The sequence below is a fragment of the Pseudomonas sp. Pseusp97 genome (assembly GCF_047304025.1).
GTDB lineage: Bacteria > Pseudomonadota > Gammaproteobacteria > Pseudomonadales > Pseudomonadaceae > Pseudomonas.
On the sequence record NZ_JBGLYK010000033.1, the window covers coordinates 1 to 19,634 of the forward strand.

At 66.0% G+C, this 19,634-nt stretch carries 14 protein-coding genes; 7 read left to right on the forward strand and 7 right to left on the reverse strand.

Annotation, left to right across the window (positions count from 1 at the left end):
* Window positions 1–183 precede the first annotated feature (183 nt).
* From ACCC94_RS08935 to ACCC94_RS08945, 3 genes are all read right to left on the reverse strand, one after another.
* On the reverse strand, window positions 184–1,518 hold the full coding sequence (locus tag ACCC94_RS08935; RefSeq protein ID WP_413348992.1) for an APC family permease: 1,335 nt from the start codon (window positions 1,516–1,518) through the stop codon (window positions 184–186).
* Window positions 1,519–1,583: 65 nt separating this feature from the next.
* Window positions 1,584–3,221, reverse strand: a complete 1,638-nt coding sequence (locus ACCC94_RS08940; protein WP_413348994.1) for an amidohydrolase — start codon at window positions 3,219–3,221, stop codon at window positions 1,584–1,586.
* A 205-nt stretch (window positions 3,222–3,426) separates the two neighbouring features.
* Complete coding sequence (locus ACCC94_RS08945) at window positions 3,427–4,341, reverse strand: LysR family transcriptional regulator (protein WP_413348996.1); 915 nt, start codon at window positions 4,339–4,341, stop codon at window positions 3,427–3,429.
* Between the two features lie 106 nt (window positions 4,342–4,447).
* On the opposite strand from ACCC94_RS08945, the gene ACCC94_RS08950 reads away from it, so the two are divergent.
* The 3 genes from ACCC94_RS08950 (at window position 4,448) to ACCC94_RS08960 (ending at window position 9,006) form a co-directional block, all read left to right on the forward strand.
* On the forward strand, window positions 4,448–6,178 hold the full coding sequence (locus ACCC94_RS08950) for an amidohydrolase (protein WP_413348998.1): 1,731 nt from the start codon (window positions 4,448–4,450) through the stop codon (window positions 6,176–6,178).
* 68 nt (window positions 6,179–6,246) lie between these two features.
* Window positions 6,247–7,326 (forward strand): C45 family autoproteolytic acyltransferase/hydolase, encoded by a 1,080-nt coding sequence (locus ACCC94_RS08955; RefSeq protein WP_413348999.1) that lies wholly within the window; start codon window positions 6,247–6,249, stop codon window positions 7,324–7,326.
* Window positions 7,327–7,668: 342 nt separating this feature from the next.
* A complete protein-coding gene (locus tag ACCC94_RS08960) occupies window positions 7,669–9,006 on the forward strand; it encodes an MFS transporter (protein WP_413349000.1) in 1,338 nt (445 codons plus the stop codon).
* On the opposite strand, the gene ACCC94_RS08965 is transcribed toward ACCC94_RS08960, so the two are convergent.
* A complete protein-coding gene (locus tag ACCC94_RS08965; RefSeq protein ID WP_413349002.1) occupies window positions 8,999–9,883 on the reverse strand; it encodes a DMT family transporter in 885 nt (294 codons plus the stop codon). The two genes, ACCC94_RS08960 and ACCC94_RS08965, sit on opposite strands and share 8 nt — an antisense overlap.
* 329 nt (window positions 9,884–10,212) lie before the next feature.
* On the opposite strand from ACCC94_RS08965, the gene ACCC94_RS08970 reads away from it, so the two are divergent.
* Window positions 10,213–11,139 carry a cation diffusion facilitator family transporter gene (locus ACCC94_RS08970; RefSeq protein WP_413349004.1) on the forward strand — a complete coding sequence of 309 codons (927 nt, stop codon included), beginning with the start codon at window positions 10,213–10,215 and terminating at the stop codon, window positions 11,137–11,139.
* A gap of 28 nt (window positions 11,140–11,167) precedes the next feature.
* On the opposite strand, the gene ACCC94_RS08975 is transcribed toward ACCC94_RS08970, so the two are convergent.
* Both ACCC94_RS08975 and ACCC94_RS08980 read right to left on the reverse strand, forming a co-directional pair.
* Complete coding sequence (locus ACCC94_RS08975) at window positions 11,168–12,013, reverse strand: nitrilase family protein (protein WP_413349006.1); 846 nt, start codon at window positions 12,011–12,013, stop codon at window positions 11,168–11,170.
* Window positions 12,014–12,033: 20 nt separating this feature from the next.
* Window positions 12,034–13,539 carry a purine-cytosine permease family protein gene (locus ACCC94_RS08980; protein ID WP_413349008.1) on the reverse strand — a complete coding sequence of 502 codons (1,506 nt, stop codon included), beginning with the start codon at window positions 13,537–13,539 and terminating at the stop codon, window positions 12,034–12,036.
* A 285-nt stretch (window positions 13,540–13,824) separates the two neighbouring features.
* Between ACCC94_RS08980 and ACCC94_RS08985 the strand changes: the two genes are divergently transcribed.
* Window positions 13,825–14,742, forward strand: coding sequence for a LysR family transcriptional regulator (locus ACCC94_RS08985; protein WP_413349010.1), 918 nt, complete (start codon window positions 13,825–13,827; stop codon window positions 14,740–14,742).
* 96 nt (window positions 14,743–14,838) lie between these two features.
* Here ACCC94_RS08985 and ACCC94_RS08990 read toward each other — a convergent pair whose 3' ends face one another.
* A complete protein-coding gene (locus ACCC94_RS08990) occupies window positions 14,839–16,434 on the reverse strand; it encodes a LuxR C-terminal-related transcriptional regulator (protein WP_413349011.1) in 1,596 nt (531 codons plus the stop codon).
* A gap of 143 nt (window positions 16,435–16,577) precedes the next feature.
* On the opposite strand from ACCC94_RS08990, the gene ACCC94_RS08995 reads away from it, so the two are divergent.
* Entirely contained in the window at window positions 16,578–19,280 is a 2,703-nt protein-coding gene (locus ACCC94_RS08995; RefSeq protein WP_413349013.1) for an autotransporter outer membrane beta-barrel domain-containing protein, read from the forward strand.
* A gap of 88 nt (window positions 19,281–19,368) precedes the next feature.
* Complete coding sequence (locus ACCC94_RS09000; protein WP_413349015.1) at window positions 19,369–19,623, forward strand: hypothetical protein; 255 nt, start codon at window positions 19,369–19,371, stop codon at window positions 19,621–19,623.
* Window positions 19,624–19,634: the final 11 nt, after the last annotated feature.

The window sequence follows — 19,634 nt, forward strand, 5'->3', positions numbered from 1 at the left end:
GGCCCATCGCGGCTCTCGCGACATCCATGTCGCTCAACCCCTGAAACTCCACTTCAACGAGGCCTCCTGAACGGGGCCGTTCGGAGTGCTTGGAGGTTTCTCTGGAAGACTTAAGGGCCAAAGCTGCATCGGTGGGGTTCTTCGTAGGAGCGAGCTTGCTCGCGAACCGCACGGCACGGGGCCTCAAACGCTCAACGCCACATGCCCTTTGTCCCGCAGGTAGAGGCCATAAACCACCCCAACCACCAACCAGACACTCCCCATGGTCAGCGCATGGATATCCATGCCGCAGAGTACCGTCAGCACCACTGCGATGCCGACGATGGGCACCAGCCAGTGGGCGAACCAGCGCCGGCTGCGCCCCTGGATGCCCAGCTTGACCAGCACCGACAGGTGCAGCAGGACGAAGGCGGTCAGCGCGCCGAAGTTGACGAAGGAGGCTAGGGTGTCGATGCGCTCGCGCATCACCAGGGCGATGCCCAGCGACAGCAGCGTCGACAGCACCAGCGCCACGTGCGGCGTGCCGTGCCGGCGGTGCAGGCGGGCGAACAGTGCTGGCAGCTGGCGGTCCCGGCTCATCGCGAAGAGCACGCGGGACACGCCGACCTGCATCGGCAGCGCATTGGTCAGCCCGACCATCACCGCGATCACCCAGGCAAGCAGGACGGCGACCCAGGGGCCTATCTGCGCCCCGGTCAGCTCGTAGATGGCCGCCGAGGCGTCCTTGATCTCCACGCCGGGCATCAGGTTGCCCAGCACCCAGGTGGTCGCCACGAACAGCGTCGCGCAGATGAACAGCACCAGCAGGATGGCGCGGCCGACCAGGCGGCGGTCGTTGTCCTTGACCTCTTCGGCGAGGGTGGAGATGGCGTCGAAGCCCAGGAACGACAGCACGCAGATGGACGTCGCGGTGAATACCCTGCCGGCATCGAAGGCACTGCCGTCGAAGAACGGCGCGGCCGTCAGCGCGCCGGCGCCCTTGCCCTGCGCCAGGGCGAACAGCGCAAGGCCCAGCAGGCCGAACATCACGCTGAACTGCAGGACCACCGAGACCATGCTGACCCGCGTGGTGACGGCGACGCCGAACCAGTTGATGCCCAGCGATACCGCCACCAGCAGCACCAGGCACAGCGCGCGGTCGAGGCCGGGAAGCAGGATCTGCAGGCCCACCGACATGATCAGGAACACCAGCGCCGGGATCAGCAGGTAGTCCAGCAGGATCAGCCAGCCGGCGACGAAGCCCGGCACCTCGCCCAGGCTGTACCGGGCGAAACCGTAGACCGAGCCTGCGCTCTGCACTTCGTTGGACAGCGTGGCGTAGCTCTGCGCGGTGAAGTACATGCAGGTCGCGCCCAGCAGGTACGCCAGGGCGATCAGTCCGCCCGAGGCATCCCAGACGAAGCCGAAGGTGGTCAGCGGCGCCATCGGCGCGATGTAGGCCATGCCATAGGCTACCAGGTCTTTCAGGCCGAGGGTGCGCTTGAGCTGCGCGTCTTGGTGGGGAACTGCAACGCCCATGATCAGGCTCCGATCTTCTTGTGGTGGGAGGTGCCCGCCGATGTGGCGAGCGGTGGGGTGCGGGCTCAGCCGTGGAAGGTGGCGTCGCGGTGGACTTCGCGGCCTTCGAGCAGGGTCAGCAGGACCTGGGTCCGGCCGATCTCGTAGGGCGAGATGGCGTAGAGGTCGCGGTCCAGCAGGATCAGGTCGGCGTACTTGCCCGGCACCAGGCTGCCGGTGCAGTCGTCGCGCCAGGCGGCGTGCGCCGCGTTGATCGTGTAACCCTTGATCGCGTCGTCGATGCCGATGCGGTGCTGGGCGGTCTGCGCCGGGCTGTCGCTGCCCAGCGCCGGGTTCTGCCGGGTGAGGGCGCACTGGATGATCGGGAACGGATCGAAACCGGTCACACCCCAGTCGCTGCTGAGCATGCAGGTCACACCCTGGCGCACGAATGCGCCCAGCGGGTAGATGTTCTGGCTGCGCTCGGGGCCGAGCATGGCTTCGACCATGGCGTCGGCCTCGGGGTTTGGCTGCGCCCAGAGCGTTTGGAAATTGGCCAGTGCGCGGAGCTGCTTGAAGCGCGGGATATCCGCCGGGTCGACCACCTGCAGATGTGCCAGCTGGTGGCGCGAGTCCCATGTGCCGTTGCGGTCGCGGGCGATCTGCAGACCGTTCAACGCGGCGCGCACGGCGCCGTCGCCGATGCTGTGCACGTGGATCTGGAAGCCCTCGCGGTCGAACGCGCTGAAGAACTCGTCGATCTGCTCCTGGCTGAACATCAGCTCGGCGTTGTCGCCGGTATCGCTGCGCGGCGCGGCCAGCACCGCCGTGCCGTTTTCCAGCACGCCGTCGAGGAAGAACTTGGCCGAATGCAGACGCACCCGGTCGCCCTGGTAGATGGCGCGCAGGTCCTTGATTTCGGCCATCTGCTCGGCCAGGGACTTGTGCGCGAAGACCTTCGAGGTGGCGCAGACGCGCAGGGTCAGTTCCCCGCGGTCATGGGACGCCTGGTAGTTCCTCATGTAGTTGCGGGTGGCCATGGCGTCGAGCACGCCGGTGATGCCGCGCGCATTGAAGGCCTTGCTGTAGTGCGCCATGGCCTGCAGGTAGTCGTCATCGGTGTAGCCGGGGGCGATGCGGTTCATCGCCCAGATGGCGTCTTCCACCAGCCAGCCCCTGGGCGTGCCATCGGGATGACGCAGGTATTCGCCGTTGTCCGGCTTGACGCTGCCCGGGCCGACGCCGGCCAGCTCGAAAGCGGCGCTGTTGGCCCAGCCGTTGTGATAGTCGCTGGCGAACATCAGTGCCGGGCGGCCGTCGGTGACGCTGTCGAGCAATTCCCGGGTGAGCTGCTCGGGCGTGAAGCGCGCGGAGGAGAAACCGACGCCGCGAATCCAGGGTTTTTCAGGGTGCTTCCGGGCGAATGCGCGGATGCTTTCCAGCAGTTCGTCGAGGGTGGTGGCGTCGTACAGCGAGGCGTTGTGGTAGAGGTCGGCGGCGCTCAGCTGAAAGTGCACGTGGGTGTCCTGCAGACCCGGCAGCATCAGCCGGCCGCCGGCGTCGATGCGGCGCGTGTCGGGGCCGGCCAGGGCCTGGATTTCGGCATTGCTGCCGACGGCGACTATGCGCCCGCCGCGAATGGCGATGGCTTCGGCGCGCGGATGGCGCTCGTCCATCGTGCGGATGTCGGCGTGGGTGATGATCAGCTCGGCGGTGGTCGTCATGATGGCTCCAGCAAGGCAGTCGGCGGGCGACGCTCACCTGCCGGGCTTGCTGCACCATCGGGTCGAGACGTCGTCGAGAAGGCTGCGTAATGCCCGGCGGCCGGGCAGGGCGTCCATGGCTGGGGAGGTGCTGCCAGGCGCCTGACGCGGACTTGCCAACCTCGTCACCGATTGCGCTCCTGCCGGAGCAGGGGAGCGTCGCGGCTCAGACCAACCCCTTGCCCTGCAGATGCTCGCGCAGGTACTCGATGAACACCCGCACCTTGCGCGTGCTGCGCCGGTGCGGCAGGTAGAGCACATGCACCCAGGGCCCGAAGGCGCTCTGGTCGCGCCAGCAGTCGGGCAGCTGTTCGACCAGTTCGCCGCTTTCCAGGTAGGGCAGTGCGCTCCACTGCGGGAGGAACTGCAGGCCCTGGCCATCGAGCAGGCAGGAGAGCAGGAAGTCGTAGTTGTCGCTGGCAATGCGCGGCACCGGCTGGCGGATGCGCAGGCGCTCGCCGTCCTTCTGCACCCACCAGAAATTCCGGTTCAGCAGCGGGTGGCGGAAGATCAGCCAGTCGTGCTGCTCGTAGTTCTCCAGCGTCACGTCCAGGCCCTTCTCGGCAAGGTATTTCGGGCTGGCGCAGAGCATCAGGCGGTTTTCCAGCAGCGGCTGGGCGATCACGTCCGGCAGGTCGATGGGGCCATCGCGCAGGGCGATGTCGTAGCCGCCTTCCACCAGGTCGACGAATTCGTCCAGCAGGTCCACTTCCAGGCGCACCTGCGGGTGCTCGCGCAGGAAGCGGCAGCACACCGCGTTGAAGAAAGCCGGGGCCAAGGAGGGCGGCGAGACGATGCGCAGGCTGCCGCGCAGTTCGGTCTGCAACTGCTCGACTTCCTCGCCGGCGCGCTGCAGTTGCATCAGCGCCGAGCGCGCGCCTTCCAGGTAGATGTGCCCGGCTTCGGTCAACGCCATGCGTCGCGTGGTGCGCTCGAACAGCCGCTGGCCCAGCTCGGCCTCCAGTTGTGCCACGCCCTTGGTGATGGCCGACGGCGTCTTGCCCAGCTGTTCGGCGGCGCGGCTGAAGCCGCCGTGCTCGGCAGTGGCGACGAACATGGTGAGGGCGGTCATCTTGTCCATGGATTGTTTCCTGGTAGGAACAGAAGTTGTGCGGGAAGTCGGTGTTAAAGCCGCCGTGGCTTTTGCTTAACCTTCATCACAGATCAACAATAACGAAGGCTCTGCGATGAAACTACTGATTCCGGCGCTGGTGTCGGCGGCTTGCGCTTTTTCCTCGATGGAAACTATGGCCGCCGCCGACCTCATCTTCCACGGCGGCAAGGTCTACACCGCCGAGCCCGGCCAGGCGCTGCAGCAGGCGGTGGCGGTGGAGAACGGCCGCATCCTCGCCGTCGGCTCCGACGCGCAGATCCTCAAGCTCCAGCAGCCGGCAACGAAAGTCATCGACCTTCACGGCCAGGTGTTGATGCCCGGTTTCATCGACGCCCACACCCACCTGGTCAAGGGCGGCCTGCAGATGCTCCAGGCCAACCTGGACAACCAGGACCTGCCGCTCGCCGAGTTCGAGAGCAAGCTACGCCAGTGGCGCGACGACGGCCGCGCGCGACGTGGTCAGTTCCTCTATGTCGGTGGCGTGCCGACGGCTTACTGGGACGAGATCGGCGAGCTGCAGCGGCGTTTCAACCAGGGCGAATGGGCGAAGCAGCCGATCCTCCTGGCCGGCGGCGACTATCACACCGGCTGGGCGAACCAGGCGTTGCTCGACCTCGCCGGGATCGACGCGGCCAAGGTCAGATCGCTCAAGGGCGAGGAGCAGGCCACCATCGGCCACACCGCCGATGGCAAGCCCAACGGCTTCCTGGTGGATGCCGGCCTCTACCCGGTGCAGGCGCTGCTGCCGCTGGCGAGCAACGACGAGCTGCTCAAGGCGCTGAAAGGCGCGCAGCGCTATTACCATGAGCTGGGCATCACCGCCTGGATGGAACCCCTGGCGAACGAGAATCCCGGCGGCGACATCCACAACGATTCCGTCGGCGTGCTGCCGGCCTACAAGCTGCTGGCGCAAGAGGGCGGGCTGACCGCGCACGTCGCCGCCTTGCTGATGGCCGACTCCAAGGCGACTCCCGCCGACCTCGATGAACTGGACAAGGTGCGCCAGCAGTTCGCCGGTGTGGAGAACCTGACCCTGCCGGGCATCAAGGTCTTCGCCGACGGCGTGGCCGAGGTACCGGCGCAGAGCGCGGCGATGCTGGAGCCCTACAGCAACTCGAAGAAGTACGGCGAACTGCTGATCGACCCCAGGCACTTCGGCGAGCTGGTCAGCGCCGCCGATGCCCGCGGCTGGCTGGTGCACATCCACGCCATCGGCGACCGCGCGGTGCGCGAGTCGCTCAACGGCATCGAGCAGGCGCGCAAGGATCGCCACAGTGGCATCCCGCATTCGATCACCCACCTGCAGATGGTCAACCCCAAGGACTTCCCTCGCTTCAAGGCGCTCGACGTGATTGCCGCCATGCAGCTGTACTGGGCCGCCGCCGACGAGAACAGTGTCGACCTGGTCAAGCCCTACGTCAGCGCCATGGCCTTCCTGCACATGTACCCGGCGCGCTCGCTGCTGAAGAACGGCGCGACCATTTCCGGCGCCAGCGACTGGCCGATCACCACGCCCGATCCGTGGAAGGCCATCTACCAGGCGATCCAGCGCGTCGGCCCGAAGGGCGTGCTCAACGCCGCCGAGGACATCGACCGGCAGACCATGTTCCAGGCCTACACCCTCAACGCCGCGCGCACCATTCGCCTGGAGGATCGCATCGGTTCGCTGAAGCCCGGCAAGCAGGCCGACCTGATCCTTCTCGACCGCGACGTGTTCACGGTCGAGCCCGAAGCGCTGCGTGATACCCGCGTGCTCAAGACCTGGTTCGCCGGCCGTGAAGTCTATAGTCGTTCGAGCGAATAACGCTGATCCAAGCGGAGCGCCCCGGTGCTCCGGACTCGTTAAAAAAAAGCAATTGCAGGAGCCTTGCCGTGATTCTTCACACCTTCACCACCGATATCCGCGACCCGCTGCAGCGTGGCCGGCAGATCGGCGAAACCTTCGCCGAGCAGATCCGCCAGACCGTGGCGCTGTACCTGGACTTCTTCCCGCGCGTCGGCGTGGAGCTGGACAAGGCGCGCGCCATCGGCGAAGCCAGCCTTGCGGCGCTGGCCGACTGGTGCCCGGCGCTGGCGAAGGAAGTCGAAGGCCTGGCCCTGGGCGTGTCCTTGCCGCTGTGGCAGCTGGCGGCGCTGAACGCGCGCACCGAAATTCTTGCGGTGATGCCCGAGCAACCGGTGGAAGGCGAGTGCTCCACCTCCGTCTATGCCCCGGCGGGTGCTGCTGCACCGCGCAGCCTGCAGACCTGGGACTGGCACGACAGCCTGGTGCCCCACGGCCTGCTGCTGGGCTTCACCGGCAGCACCGGCCTGACCGCCAAGCTGTTCACCGAGTTCGGCATGCTCGGCAAGATCGGCGTGAACAGCGCGGGCCTGGGCGTGCACTTCAACATCCTGCACCACGCCAGCGACGACGGCAGTGCCGGCGTGCCGGTGCATGCCATCGCCCGTCGCGTGCTGGAAGAAGCCACCAGCATCACCGAGGCCATCGACCTGGCGCGTTCGGCACGGGTCAGCGCTTCCACCGTGCTGACCGTATTCACCCGCAACGACGTGCGCGCCCGTGCCGCCAGCATCGAGATGAGTCCCGCGCATACCGCCGTGGTGGTGCCGCGCGAGGATGGCTGGCTGCTGCACACCAACCACTTCCTCGACGGCGAACTGAGCTGGGGCGAGCGTACGGCGGATGTGTCCACCACCTACGCGCGCCTGGAACACCTCAAGGCCGCCACCGCCGGCATGACCGGCAAGGCCCTGCGCGAACGCGCCGACGCCTTCTGCGGCGCCGATGGCGACCAGGCGGTGGTGTGCTTCCACCCGGATATGTCCGAGCCGGATACCGAGCGCTGGGAAACCCTGCTGAGCATCGGCCTGGATACCGTGGGCTGCGCACTGGAATATGTTGCCGGCACGCCGAAGAAGCTGGCGGATGAGGGGTTCCTGCGGTTCTGAGGACTTCGTTTCAGCCGGCTGAACCCTCTCCCCAGCCCTCTCCCTGAGGGGAGAGGGAGTCGTTCTGGCCGGCCGACACCACCGTTTCAGCCTGCACCATAAGGTCCCCTCTCCCTTCAGGGAGAGGGTTAGGGAGAGGGCATAGCCCAGGCGCCGATCTTTCCAGCACGCAGTTCGTAGGGCGCATAACGCGCCAGCGTTATCCGCCGCCGAGCTACCGGCGGATAACCCGTTCCGGGTTATGCGCCCTACGCAGCACCGCCTCCAAAAACAATGCCTCCGTGACGACCCAACGGCCGCCGCGCGGGTTTCGTGTTGCCACAAAAACAAGAGTGAACCGCCATGATCGACCACACTCCCGCAGCTCCGGGCTCGCGCTCGGCCTTTCGCACCTTCTGCGTCTCCGGCATGGGCACCGCGCTGGAATTCTACGATTTCGTCATCTACGGCTACGCCGCCGCGCTGATCTTCCCGCAACTGTTCTTCCCCGGCATGGATCGCCTGACCGCCGTGCTGGTGGCCTTCGCGGCGTTCGGCGCCGGTTTCTTCGCCCGCCCGCTTGGCGGCGTGGTGTTCGGCCACCTGGGTGATCGCTACGGCCGGCAGAAGGCGCTTGTCGCCACCCTGGTGCTGATGGGCCTGAGCACCTTGCTGATCGGCTTCCTGCCGACCCACGCCAGCATCGGCGCGGCGGCGCCCGTCCTGCTGGTGCTGCTGCGCCTGGTGCAGGGTTTCGCCGCTGGCGGCGAGTGGGGCGGCGCGGCGCTGTTCGGCATCGAGGTCGCCCCCAAGGGCCGCCGCGGCCTGTGGGGCAGCTTCACGAGCATGGGCATCGGCATCGGCGGCATCTTCGGTTCGGCCGTGTTCGCCATCGTCAGCTTCGCCTTCGACGACGACCTCTCCGGCATCGCCTGGCGCATCCCGTTCTGGCTCGGCGGCCTGCTGGTGCTGATCGGCCTCTATGCGCGCCTGCAGAACACTGCACCGCAACCCAAGGCCGCGGCGAAAACCGAAGCGCGCATGCCGCTGATGCAGGCCTTCCGCCGTCGCCCGCGCGAGCTGCTGCTGTGCATCGGCATCGCGTTCGGCTACGTCACCATCGCCTATATCGGCAGCACCTTTTTCCTCGCCTACGCAACCGATATCGGCTACAGCAGCAGCCATGCCTTGCTGTTCGACTTCTCTCTGTCGGTGGCCATCGTCGCCTCCGCGCCGTTCTTCGGGCACCTGTCGGACCGCTTCGGCCGCCGCACGGTGATGATTTTCGGGGCGGCGATCATGGCGCTCGGCCTGTTCGCCTTCTTCCCGCTGATCGGCCTGCACGACCTGCCGCTGGCGCTGCTGGCCTATGTCGCCGTGGGCTTCTTCATGGGCGCGACCCAGGGGCCGATCCCGGCCTTTCTCGCCGAGCAGTTCCCGCGGGAAATGCGCTACTCGGGGATTTCCTTCAGCTACCAGATCGGCGCGGCGCTGGGCGGCGGCACGGCGTCGAGCATCGCTACCGCCATCCTCATCGCCACCGGGCGCAACCCGTTCGGCGTGGCGCTCTACGGCGCGGCGGCACTCCTGCTGGTGGCGGTGTGTTCCTGGCTGCTGCGGGAAACCTCGCGCCTGCCGATGGAAGTGATCGACCGCGACGACGTGGCGCCAGGGGCCGTATCGGTGCAGGCGATCAACTGACCGCGCGCGCCCTGGTGCCCGGCAGGAGGCCGAGCACCAGGGCGCAGCCGAGCAAAATGATCAGCGCACCCACGCCTTGCATCAGCGACAGGCTTTCGCCCAGCACCAGCGCGCCCACCAGCACGGCGACCACGGTGACGACGAATTCCACGCTGATGGTTTTCGTGGCGCCAATGCGCGCTACTAGCTGGAAGTAGACGACGTAGTTCACCGCGCTGAGCACGCAGCCGCAGAGCAGCAGGAAGAGGAAGTCGCTCGGCTGCGGCGTGCCGGGCACCGGTACCCAGATGAGCAGGGGCAGCGTCAGCAGCCCGCCGATCAGGAAGGCGCCGCAGGTCACTTCCCAGGGGCCCGCGGTGCGCAGCTTGAGGCTGGCGTAGTTGCTGCCGAACGCGGCGCACACCGCGCCGAACACCGAGGCCGCGCTGCCGAGGAGGAATTCATGAGTGATCGGCACCGCCGGAAAGCCCACCAGCAGCACCATGCCGCAGAAGCCCAGGACCAGGCCGCCCAGGCCACTCCAGGTGATGCGCTCCAGGCCCCAGAGGCGACCGATGAGCATGGAGAACAGCGGAATGCCAGCGACGAAGATCGCCGCCATGGCGGTGCCGATGCGCGGGGTGGCGTAGGTCATGCCGATCAACTGGCCGGCTACCGTGGTGGCGCCGACCACGCACAACGGTTTCCACAAGCCTGCGAAATTCAGCCGGCGCCCGGAGAGCCTGGCCACTGCGAACAGCGTGAAGCTGGCGATCAGCGCGCGGAAGCTGACCGCGCCGACCCAGCCGAACCCGGCGATGGCCTTGAGCAGGACGAGAAAGGACAGCCCCCAGCCGATTGCGAGGAACAGGTAGGCGGCAAGGTCGCGCGGTTGCATACGACTCCGGTGGCGCAAGGCAGATGGGCCACCGAAACGCGGCGGCGAGTGCCGCTATCTTGCCGGGCCCTCGTGACGCTTGGGAAGGCGGCGCACCGACGTTTTTCTGTCCGGCAGCGCCGTTCGCTCAAAGGGATAATGCCTCGGTCCGTATACCTGAACGCCGACCTCGGGTTGCACGAGCATGCGAACCTGCACAACCCCATTGCCGGGGCGCAATGGCCTTGGCTTGGGCCCTGGCTTATAGTCGCGCCCCCCAGCGACGCCGCCAGTGCCTTAAAGCCTGACTCCGGCGACGTAACCACCAAGGCGCGAGGAGCACGCCAGTCATGAAAACAGAACAGGGCATCCTGCGGCTTTCCATCATCGTCACCGTCCTGCTGGCCGGTTTCGGGATCGTCGTCGGCCTGCTGTCGGGATCCTTTTCCATCGTCTTCGACGGCGTCTACTCGCTGGCCGATGCGAGCATGAGCGGCCTGGCGCTGATGGTGGCGACGCTGATCCGCCGCCATACCACCGAAGGCGATGCCAGCCGGCGGCTGGCCGAGCGCTTCAACATGGGCTTCTGGCACCTGGAACCGATGGTGCTGGCGCTCAACGGCACGCTGTTGTGCGGCGTGACGCTGTACGCCCTGATCAACGCCGTCGGCCGGTTGCTCACCGGCGGCCATGCGCTGGAGTTCGGCTTCGCCATCCTTTACGCGGCGGTCGCCACGCTGGTCTGTTTCTCCCTGGCGGCGGTGCAGTTCCGCGCCAACAAGCGCATCGGCTCGGACTTCGTCGCCCTCGACGCCAAGTCCTGGGTGATGTCCGGCAGCATCTCCCTGGCCTTGCTGATCGCTTTCCTGGTGGGCGACCTCGCCAGCGTGAGCGGGTACGCGCAGATCGGGCCCTACGTCGACCCCGCGGTGCTGGCGCTGATCTGCGTGGTGATCCTGCCGATTCCCTTCCTGACCATTCGCCAGGCGCTCAAGGAAATCCTCCTCATCACCCCGCCCGAGCTCAAGCAGCACGTCGATGAGGTGGCTGCGGAGGTGGTCGCGCAGCATGGCTTCACGGGGTACCAGGCCTATGTCGCCAAGGTCGGCCGGGCGCAGCAGATCGAGCTGTATTTCATCGTGCCGCCGAATTGGCCGGCGCAGACCCTGGCCGAGTGGGACAGGCTGCGCGACGAGATCGGCGAGGCCATCGGCGACGAAGGCCCCAATCGCTGGCTGACCATCGCCTTCACCACCGACCCGCTCTGGACGCGGTAAACAGCGGTCGAAACGCTGCTCGTCGCGATCAGGCGCCGAGCAGTCCTTCCTGGCCATAGAGGGTAGGGCGGCGGTCCTGGTGCAGATGGTTGTGGCGGCTGATGCGCTTGTTCCGCGCCTGGGCCAGGTCCAGCGTGGCGAGCAGTATCTGCTCGCCACCTTCTGCCGGGCCGGCCTGCGGGAAGCCGTCGGCGTCGACTATCACCGAGCCCTGCACCCAGTCCACGCCGCGCTCGTGACCGTGGCGGTCGCACGCGGCGATGAACAGGCGGTTCACCGATGCATTGGCCTGCACCCGCACGACTTCCGCCGCGCGCTCCTGATCGGGGCGAGGACCCCACGGCCAGTTCACCGGGGCGCACAGCAGCTCTGCACCGGCTAGGGCGGGCAGACGTACCCATTCGGGAAATTCCAGGTCGTAGCAGATCATCACCGCGATCATTCCGAAGGCGGTCTCCACCACCGGCGGCGCTTCGCTGCCGGGGGTGAAGATGGCGTTTTCGCCATCCCACAGGTGGGCCTTGCGATAAACCGTACGCAAGCCGCGGGCATCCACCAGGGCAGCACTGTTGGCTACCCGCTCGCCGTCCAGGCGCTCGCAGAAGCCAGCCACGATGACCACGTCCAGTTCGCTGGCCAGTCTTTGCCAGAGCTGCAGCGTCGGGCCGTCCTGCGCTTCGGACAGGGCGAGTGCTTCGGCGCGGTCTGCGAAGACGTAGCCGCTCTGCGCGAGCTCCGGCAGGACGATCACCTGAGCGCCGCGCAGAGCGGCGTTGCGGATCGCACGCTCGGCGAGGCGGCGGTTGTGGCTCGGGTCACCGACGACGGGCGCCAGTTGGCAGCAGGCCACGGTGACCGGTTTCGAAGCAATCATGGCTGGGGTTCCTGCAGGCGTCATGGTTGAGGGCCGTCGCTCGTGCGGGCCGCGCGAAGAATGTCGGCTTCGCCGATGGCATCGATGACGCGGCGTTCGGCCTGCAGATCCAGCGAGCGGCTGAGCATGAAATAGGTCAGGCCCGATACCAGCAGGCCGACCAGCCAGGCGATATCCACGCCATCGAGCATCCGTGCGATGGGGCCGACGAACACTTCTTTGCCGGCCGCAGCGTCGTAGATGTAGAAGAACGGAATCATGCAGACGAAGCCCACGACATAAGCCAGGATGCCGCGCATCTGCCAGGCGCCGTAGATGCCGGCGGGCGTGAAGAAATGCGGGATGGCGTAACGGCCCTTGCGCACGCCGAAGTAGTCCACCAGGTTCACTGCGGTCCAGGGCACCAGGAAGTAGAGCATCAGCACCAGGAAGGTATTGAGGATGGAAATGCCGTTGCCGCGGATCGAGATCACGCAGGCCAGCAGCACCAGGGTAATGGCCAGGATCGACAGGACGCGGGCGCGCGGGGTGGGGCTGATACGCCGCACGGAATCGACTCCGGTGAGCAGCGTCAGCATGGCGCTGTAGGTGTTCAGCGCGATCACCGGCAGGAAGCCCGCCACCGATACCAGCACCAGTACATGGCCGAGGCCCGGCAGCAATGAAGAACCGACCCGATCCAGCGCCACCAGGGCGTCGGAGGCCTGCAGCAACTGCGCCAGCCAGGCGCCGAGACCGATCATCCAGGCACCCGACAGCGACGCGCCGAGAAATACCGCCGCGATCAGCTTGGCGCGGCTGGTGTTCCTGGGCAGATACCGCGAGTAATCCGATACGTAGGGCGCATAGGAAATGTTGTAGCTGGCGGCGATGGCGAACTGCGTGGCGAAGGCCACCCAGTGGAAGCCCAGCGGGCTCTCCGGCGCCGCCGGCAGGTCAGCCTGGCCTGCGCCGAATATCAGCGCCACCGTGACCAGCGAGTAGAGCGGCAGGGTCAGCATCAACGCCCATTTGAAGGCTTTGTGCATCAGGTCGTGGCCGTAGATCGACAGCAGGGCGCCCACGGCGATCACCGTGCAGGCGACCGGCAGCGGCTCCAGGCCGAAGACGTTGTGCAGGCCATCCATGATCAGCGAGACGTTGACCACGTTGAAGCCGACGAAGACGAAGAGGGTGGCCAGCAAGGCGAGCACGACGCCGCGATAACCGAACTGGGCGCGCGACTGGATCATCTGCGGCAGGCCCATCTCCGGCCCCTGGGAGCCGTGGAAGGCCATGAACAGGGTGCCGAACATGATCCCCAGCGCGCCGGCGAGGGTCGTCCACAAGGCGGAGAGGCCCAGGCTGGGGCCGACGAAGCCGATGGAAATGGTGAAGAAGTGGAAATTGCCCAGGAACCAGAAGGGGCCCTGGCTGGAGAGCCGGGCGTGGCGTTCGGATTCGGGAATGTAGTCGATGGAGTGGCCTTCGATGGCCAGCCCGGTGCCGGCATCGGCAGTGTGGGCGGTATGGCTGGACCCGGACATGGGAACGCTCCTGCTCAAGGCAATATTGTTTTTGTGAAGGATCGGCACCGCCACTTACATTGGGCGAACATCTATGCTGCGCTACGTCCTGACGCCTCGGCGAGGCGCGGCCGCGCTGCATCCGATGTTTCCCTGCAGCCCTTGTGGCATAGGTCCCTCGCGTTCCATGAGGGTGCATAATGGTGCCGTCGCAGGCAGAATCTAGGCCTGCTCGAGGCGCCGTAAAATACGGCGCTTGCACTGTTCACATAGATTCAATTCTATTTAATCCGCTCGGGGTGGGAGATGCTGGGAAACGTATCGGAACTGGACATCCGCCTGATCCGCGTCTTTCTCGCAGTGGTCGAGGCGGGCGGCATCTCCGCGGCGCAGGGAACGCTCAATACCACCCAGCCGACCATCAGCGCACAGTTGGCCTCGCTGGAAACCCGCCTGGGTTTCCGGCTCTGCCAGCGCGGCCGCGGCGGGTTCGCCCTGACCCCCAAGGGCGCCCAGTTTCTCGAGGCCGCCCGGCGCCTGCTGGCGGCGGCCGAGGGGTTCCGGCTGGAAGTGCAGCAGATCAACCGCACCCTGAGCGGTACCCTCAACATCGGCCTTCTCGGGCAACTGGAACCGCAGGCGAACAAGCAGATCGCGCTCGCCGTCGCGCGGCTGCGCGCCCGTCACCAGGGCCTGTGCTTCCAGTTCACCGAACTGTCCTCGAGCTTTCTCGAAGAGAAACTCATCAATGGCCATCTCGACCTGGCGATCGGCTATTTCTGGCGGCGCCTGGACACCCTGGATTACCTGCCGCTGTTTCGGGAAACGCAGATTGCCTATTGCGGCGCTTCCCACCCTCTGTACGGGCAGGCCGGCGGGCTGGGCCACGACGATGTGGCCGATCATGAGTGGGTCTGGCCCAGCCATCCGCTCCCGGAAATGCCGGCACCCACGGCACTGGAACGGCTCACGGCGCTGACCGACAGCATGGACGGCGCCGCGCTGCTCATCCTGTCCGGGCAGCACCTGGGCTTCCTGCCCGAGCACTATGCGGCACGGCACGTCGAGCAGCAGCAACTGTGCGCGTTGAATCCGGGGCTCCTGCGTTATGAAGTGGATTTCCAGGCGGCCACGCGCCGCTCATCCCGCCCGGGTGAACTGGTCAGCGCGTTCCTGGAAGAATTGGTGGAGGTGTTCGGTGTGCAGCAGGCAACGAGTCACTGATGCCCGTTCCTCGCATCGCCTGGGAGGCTGATCCCGGGAGGTCCGAGTGAACGGGCGAAGGTGACGCAACCGCAGGCGGGCCTTTCGGTTTGCCCCTCAGGGTGAAGCCGCCTCTTCCAGGGTCATGACAAGGCTCGTCGTCCTGCCATCGGCGGTTCGTGCAAGGCTTGCATCCAGCCGTCCGGCGAGCAGTTCCGCCGTTCGCCACAGGATGATCGAGCCTTTCGCGCGCGGCGGTTCATCGGTCAGGGTCAGCTGGTATTCGACCATCCCGCTGCTGTTGTGCCTTTGCACCAGGGTCGCTTCGCTGGCGGGGCCGACCAGTTGCGAAAGCGCTTCAAGCAACTCGCGGTACACGGGCCCATCCAGCCAGCAATGCGCCGCGGCGGCTCCGCTGATGGACAGCTCGACGCCATGGCGCTTCAGCTCTTCCAGGGTGATTGCCCCTACATCGCAGGGTTCCTCGGCGCTTGGGCGCTTGTCCTGCGCGACGTCCGCCAGGCGATGCAGCCGAGCCACCAGTTGATCGAGCTCCACCAGTCCCTCATCGCCTACCCGCAGGCGAGTGCTGGCCAGGGCGCCGTGGAGTTCCAGCAGGATCAGCTCGAACAGCTCCATCCTGGCTTCGCTGGCGAGCCGGGTCCGACGACGCTCCTCGCGCAGCGACTGCATGATCCGCGCCTGATGCGTCAGGTCACGGACGCCGCCCACCATGCCGAGCATTCTTCCCTGGTCGTCCCGGTAGGGCATGCCCCACAGGTGCAGCACCCTTTCGCTGCCGTGGACACTGGTGGTGTGCTCCAGGCTGCACGGTTGTTCCGCCGCCACCAGTTCGGCGTACCTGGCCTCGAGGCGCTGGCGCTGCTCGGGGTCGAACCACACCGCGCCCTGGATATCCTGTCCCGCCACGTCTTCGGCAGTGACCTGGTAGAACTCGAGGAACGCTCGATTGCACAGCAGCAGGCGCCCGTCCCGATCGCGCAGGAACATCGGATGCCCGACGGCATCGAGCATGGCCTGCAGCCTGTCGATATGGGCGCGCCACTGTTGCGGTACGTCCTGGCTGACGTAACCGTCGTCGATGGCGGACCGGCCCAGCCCGTGACGCCGCGCCACTTCCACCAGTTCCAGTCGGGACGTCAGCCGGAGCTTTTCCTGCAAATGGCTTTTATGGGTGCTCACGGTCTTGAAGCTGATCGAGAGGATGTCCGCGATCGCCTGGTTGGTCTTGCCTTCGCCTATCAACTGCAACACGGACAGCTCGCGCGGCGAAAGCACGGACAGCTCATCGCCCTCCACGGCGGCATGCGGCAGGGCAGGGTAGTGATTGCGCCCGTTGAGCACGCTGCGAATGGAGGAGCGGAGCACGTCCAGGTCCTCGCTCTTGCTCACGAAACCGTTCACCCCGGCCTTCAGGCATAGCGGGGCGAAGTGCTCGGCATTCAGGGCGGTGTAGACCAGCAGGCGGCTGCCCGGGCTGTGCGCCTTGATGCGATCGATCAGGTCCAGGCCGCTCTTGCCGGGCATCGACAGCCCGAGAATGACCAGGTCGGGGTGCGTCTGGCGAATCCGCTGCAGGCCGACCTGGCCATCGCCGACGCTATCGATGACCTCATGGCCCATCTGTCCGAGTTCCATTCGCAGGTACTCGCGGATGGCCGGCAATGCTTCCAGGAGAAAGACCCTGGCCATGTGCGCCTCCTTCGTACACGACAGGCATAGCCTAGACGAAATCCGAATCTGACAAGCTCCGATGCCTCGATAAGGCAGCTCCGACAGACCTCCGGCCCCGTGCGGCAAAGACTGATGGCAGATCCATTCTGATGGAGGTCATCATGAAAACGCACCGTTCTTCCCTCTTCCTCGAACGCATGAGGAAGAACCGCCTGGCCCATGCCATCGGCATGGCCATGGCAGCCATTTTTTCGCTGAAGGTTGCCGAGGCGGAAGCTGAAGACGCCGTCGTCGTTGCGGATGCCGACGACCTGAAACATCCCTCGGCGGCGGCTCTCGATATCGGACCGCAGCCGCTGATGGCGCAGGGCGATGAGATCGGCGAAATCGTACCCGGCATCCCCGGACGGGTGATCAACGAGTCTCAAACTATCCGCGGCGAAACGCTAACCGGCGCCTACTACGTGGAAGGTGGCGCCAGCGTCACCTTCCAGGATTCGACCATTGATGGGCGCCTGGGCATCGGTTCCTACAGCTATTCCCCTGACAGTCACCAGGAGGTGACGACGATCAACACCGAACTGCGCGGCTTCCAGCCCATCGTGATGGGTAATAGCGACAAGCTGACCATGCTTGACAGTACCGTCGATGCAGGAAATATCGGGATTCTGGTCATCAGCGGCGGAACGGCTGAACAGCCCGCGACGCTGGACCTGAACCAGACCACCGTGACGGTCGAGGCTACCGATAGCGCAAACGGCTCTGGCGCTCGCGGACTGGGACTGCAGGGCTTTTGGCGCTCCGACTGGATGCCGGAGCAAGCTCCCAACATCGTTGCCAACGTGAAGAACAGCACCATCGTCACCCACAACGGTGAAGTAGGCCCCGAGCACGTCGAAGGCGAAAGCTGGGGCGTCTATCAAGTCGGCAACTCCGAACTCAACCTGCAAAACAGCGAAATTCGTGCGACCGGCGCAGTCGCGGGCAACGCTATCGGCGCCTTGATGATGGGAGACGCCACGCTCAACGCCCTGGGCTCCACGATCGAAGGCCAGGGAAATGGCGTGCAGGTCAAGTACCGGAACACGGAATATCCCGATGCGGCCCGGTTGTCAGTCGACGGCAGCCAGGTCACCGGCCAGGAGGATGCCGGCGTCCTGGTGGCCGACTATGGCCTGGCAGAAATCGAGCTGCGCAACGGCGGTTCCATCACCGGTGGGAACGGTAATGCCCTGGAGATCACGGCGGGTGGCGCCGCCAGCCTGACGGTGGACGCCAGCCACCTGCAAGGCAACATCGCCAGCGATCGAGCGACCAAGGACGGATGGAGCGCCATTAATGAAAGTGGCCAGATGGAAGCTGTTTCGCTGACCAGCCGCGCCGACGTCACCCTGCAGAACAACGCCCAGTGGACCGGCGCCGCCATCAATGTCGACGATGTGAATCTCGATGCGACCAGCCAATGGCAGGTGACCGGCGATTCCAATGTCGGGCAACTGGCGACCCAGGGCACGGTCGCGTTCCAGCCGGGCAATGGCTACAAGACGCTGACGGTCGAGGGCGATCTCAGCGGGCAGGGCCAGTTCGCCATGAATACCGATATCGCCGGGCGCCAGGGCGACCTGCTGGTGGTGCAGGGTACCGCCAGCGGCGAGCACCAACTGGCCATCGAGGACAGCGGCAAGCAGCCCGATCACCTGGATGCCCTGAAGGTGGTGGACACCCAGGGCGGGCCGGCCAGCTTCAACCTCAAGGGCGGCCATGTGGACGCAGGCGCCTACCGTTACAACCTGACCCAGAGTGCCGACGACTGGTACCTGGCCTACCGCGACATCGTACCGACCGATCCCGTCGATCCGCTGGTGCCGGTCGATCCCAATGACCCGGACGATCCGGTGAACCCCGTCGATCCGGTTCATCCCGCGCTTCCCGATCCGCGTCCGCAGGACCTGTCCAAGGGCGCCAATGCGGCCCTGGGCATGCAGAGCGCTACCAGCCAGCTGTTCAACGCCGAGATGGACAGCCTCAACCAGCGCCTTGGCGATATTCGCGGCGAGAAAGGCGAGGGCGGCCTCTGGGTTCGCGGCCTGGGCAAACGGCTCGAGGTCGACAGCGGCAAGAGCCGTGAATTTGACCAGGACATCCAGGGCGTACAGATCGGCGCCGACAAGGCCATCCCCCTGGCCAGCGGGAAACTGCACCTCGGCGGCATGGTCGGCGCAAGCAAGGCCGACATGGACTTCGGCGAAGGCGCCAAGGGCAAGGTCGACGCCACCAGCGTAGGTGCCTATGGCACGTACCTGAACGAGAACGGCTGGTATGTCGATGGCGTTGCGAAGATCCAGAACTTCGACGCCGACGTGAAGATGCCCAACAACCTCGGCCATTCGGTCAAGGGCGACTACTCGGGCAAGGGCGTGGGTGTGAGTGTCGAGGCCGGCAAGCACATCAGGCTGGAGAACGGCTGGTTCGTCGAGCCGCAGGCGCAGCTCAGTGCATCGCGCGTGGATGGCCCCGACTACAAGTCCAGCGATGGCATGAAGGTCGATGGCGACGCCATGGACAGCCTGCAGGGGCGGGTAGGGGCGCGCTTCGGCAAGTTCATCCCGCTGGACCAGGGCCGCAGCCTGCAGCCCTTCGTGAAGATCAACCAGATCCACGAGTTCAAGGGCAAGGCGGACGTGGAGATCAACGACGCGGTCACCCTCGACAACGCGCTGCCGGGTTCGCGGACCGAGCTTGGCGTCGGCGCCCAGCTGAACCTCGGCGAGAAGCACAAGGTGTACGTCGAGGCCGAAGCGGCCAAGGGCGACAAGGTCGAGCAGCCCGTGGGCGTCAACATCGGCTACCGCTACGACTGGTAGTTCCCGTCGCCTCCATCCGGCCAGGCCCACCCTGGCATTCGAATCTCTCGACAACCCGGGCAGCCCGAGCTGCCCATCGAGGTGAGCCATGCCCAACAGGAACTTCCAGGTGCTGCGCGCCATCCGCAGCGCTTCGTACAACGACGACCTTGCCGCCGAGCTGCTGCTCGAACTCGCCCGCCTGGCGCCCGATGCGCAGCTGGCGCTGCGGGTCCTGCGGATGGTCCGGCAGATTCAGGAAGACTCGCGCGCACTCGAAGGCATCCATGCCGCCATAGCCGGCGGCCAGGTGTCGCTCTGCCGCGTCGCTGCCCAGTACCGGACCCCCAACTGCTTCGTCTGATTCCTCCGCCA

What these genes read in the sequence shown, in the direction of transcription:
- ACCC94_RS08935 (WP_413348992.1), bottom strand. Translation starts at nt 1,518, where the DNA reads ATGGGCGTTGCAGTTCCCCACCAAGACGCGCAGCTCAAGCGCACCCTC.
- ACCC94_RS08940 (WP_413348994.1), bottom strand. Translation starts at nt 3,221, where the DNA reads ATGACGACCACCGCCGAGCTGATCATCACCCACGCCGACATCCGCACG.
- ACCC94_RS08945 (WP_413348996.1), bottom strand. Translation starts at nt 4,341, where the DNA reads ATGGACAAGATGACCGCCCTCACCATGTTCGTCGCCACTGCCGAGCAC.
- ACCC94_RS08950 (WP_413348998.1), top strand. Translation starts at nt 4,448, where the DNA reads ATGAAACTACTGATTCCGGCGCTGGTGTCGGCGGCTTGCGCTTTTTCC.
- ACCC94_RS08960 (WP_413349000.1), top strand. Translation starts at nt 7,669, where the DNA reads ATGATCGACCACACTCCCGCAGCTCCGGGCTCGCGCTCGGCCTTTCGC.
- ACCC94_RS08965 (WP_413349002.1), bottom strand. Translation starts at nt 9,883, where the DNA reads ATGCAACCGCGCGACCTTGCCGCCTACCTGTTCCTCGCAATCGGCTGG.
- ACCC94_RS08970 (WP_413349004.1), top strand. Translation starts at nt 10,213, where the DNA reads ATGAAAACAGAACAGGGCATCCTGCGGCTTTCCATCATCGTCACCGTC.
- ACCC94_RS08975 (WP_413349006.1), bottom strand. Translation starts at nt 12,013, where the DNA reads ATGATTGCTTCGAAACCGGTCACCGTGGCCTGCTGCCAACTGGCGCCC.
- ACCC94_RS08980 (WP_413349008.1), bottom strand. Translation starts at nt 13,539, where the DNA reads ATGTCCGGGTCCAGCCATACCGCCCACACTGCCGATGCCGGCACCGGG.
- ACCC94_RS08985 (WP_413349010.1), top strand. Translation starts at nt 13,825, where the DNA reads ATGCTGGGAAACGTATCGGAACTGGACATCCGCCTGATCCGCGTCTTT.
- ACCC94_RS08990 (WP_413349011.1), bottom strand. Translation starts at nt 16,434, where the DNA reads ATGGCCAGGGTCTTTCTCCTGGAAGCATTGCCGGCCATCCGCGAGTAC.
- ACCC94_RS08995 (WP_413349013.1), top strand. Translation starts at nt 16,578, where the DNA reads ATGAAAACGCACCGTTCTTCCCTCTTCCTCGAACGCATGAGGAAGAAC.
- ACCC94_RS09000 (WP_413349015.1), top strand. Translation starts at nt 19,369, where the DNA reads ATGCCCAACAGGAACTTCCAGGTGCTGCGCGCCATCCGCAGCGCTTCG.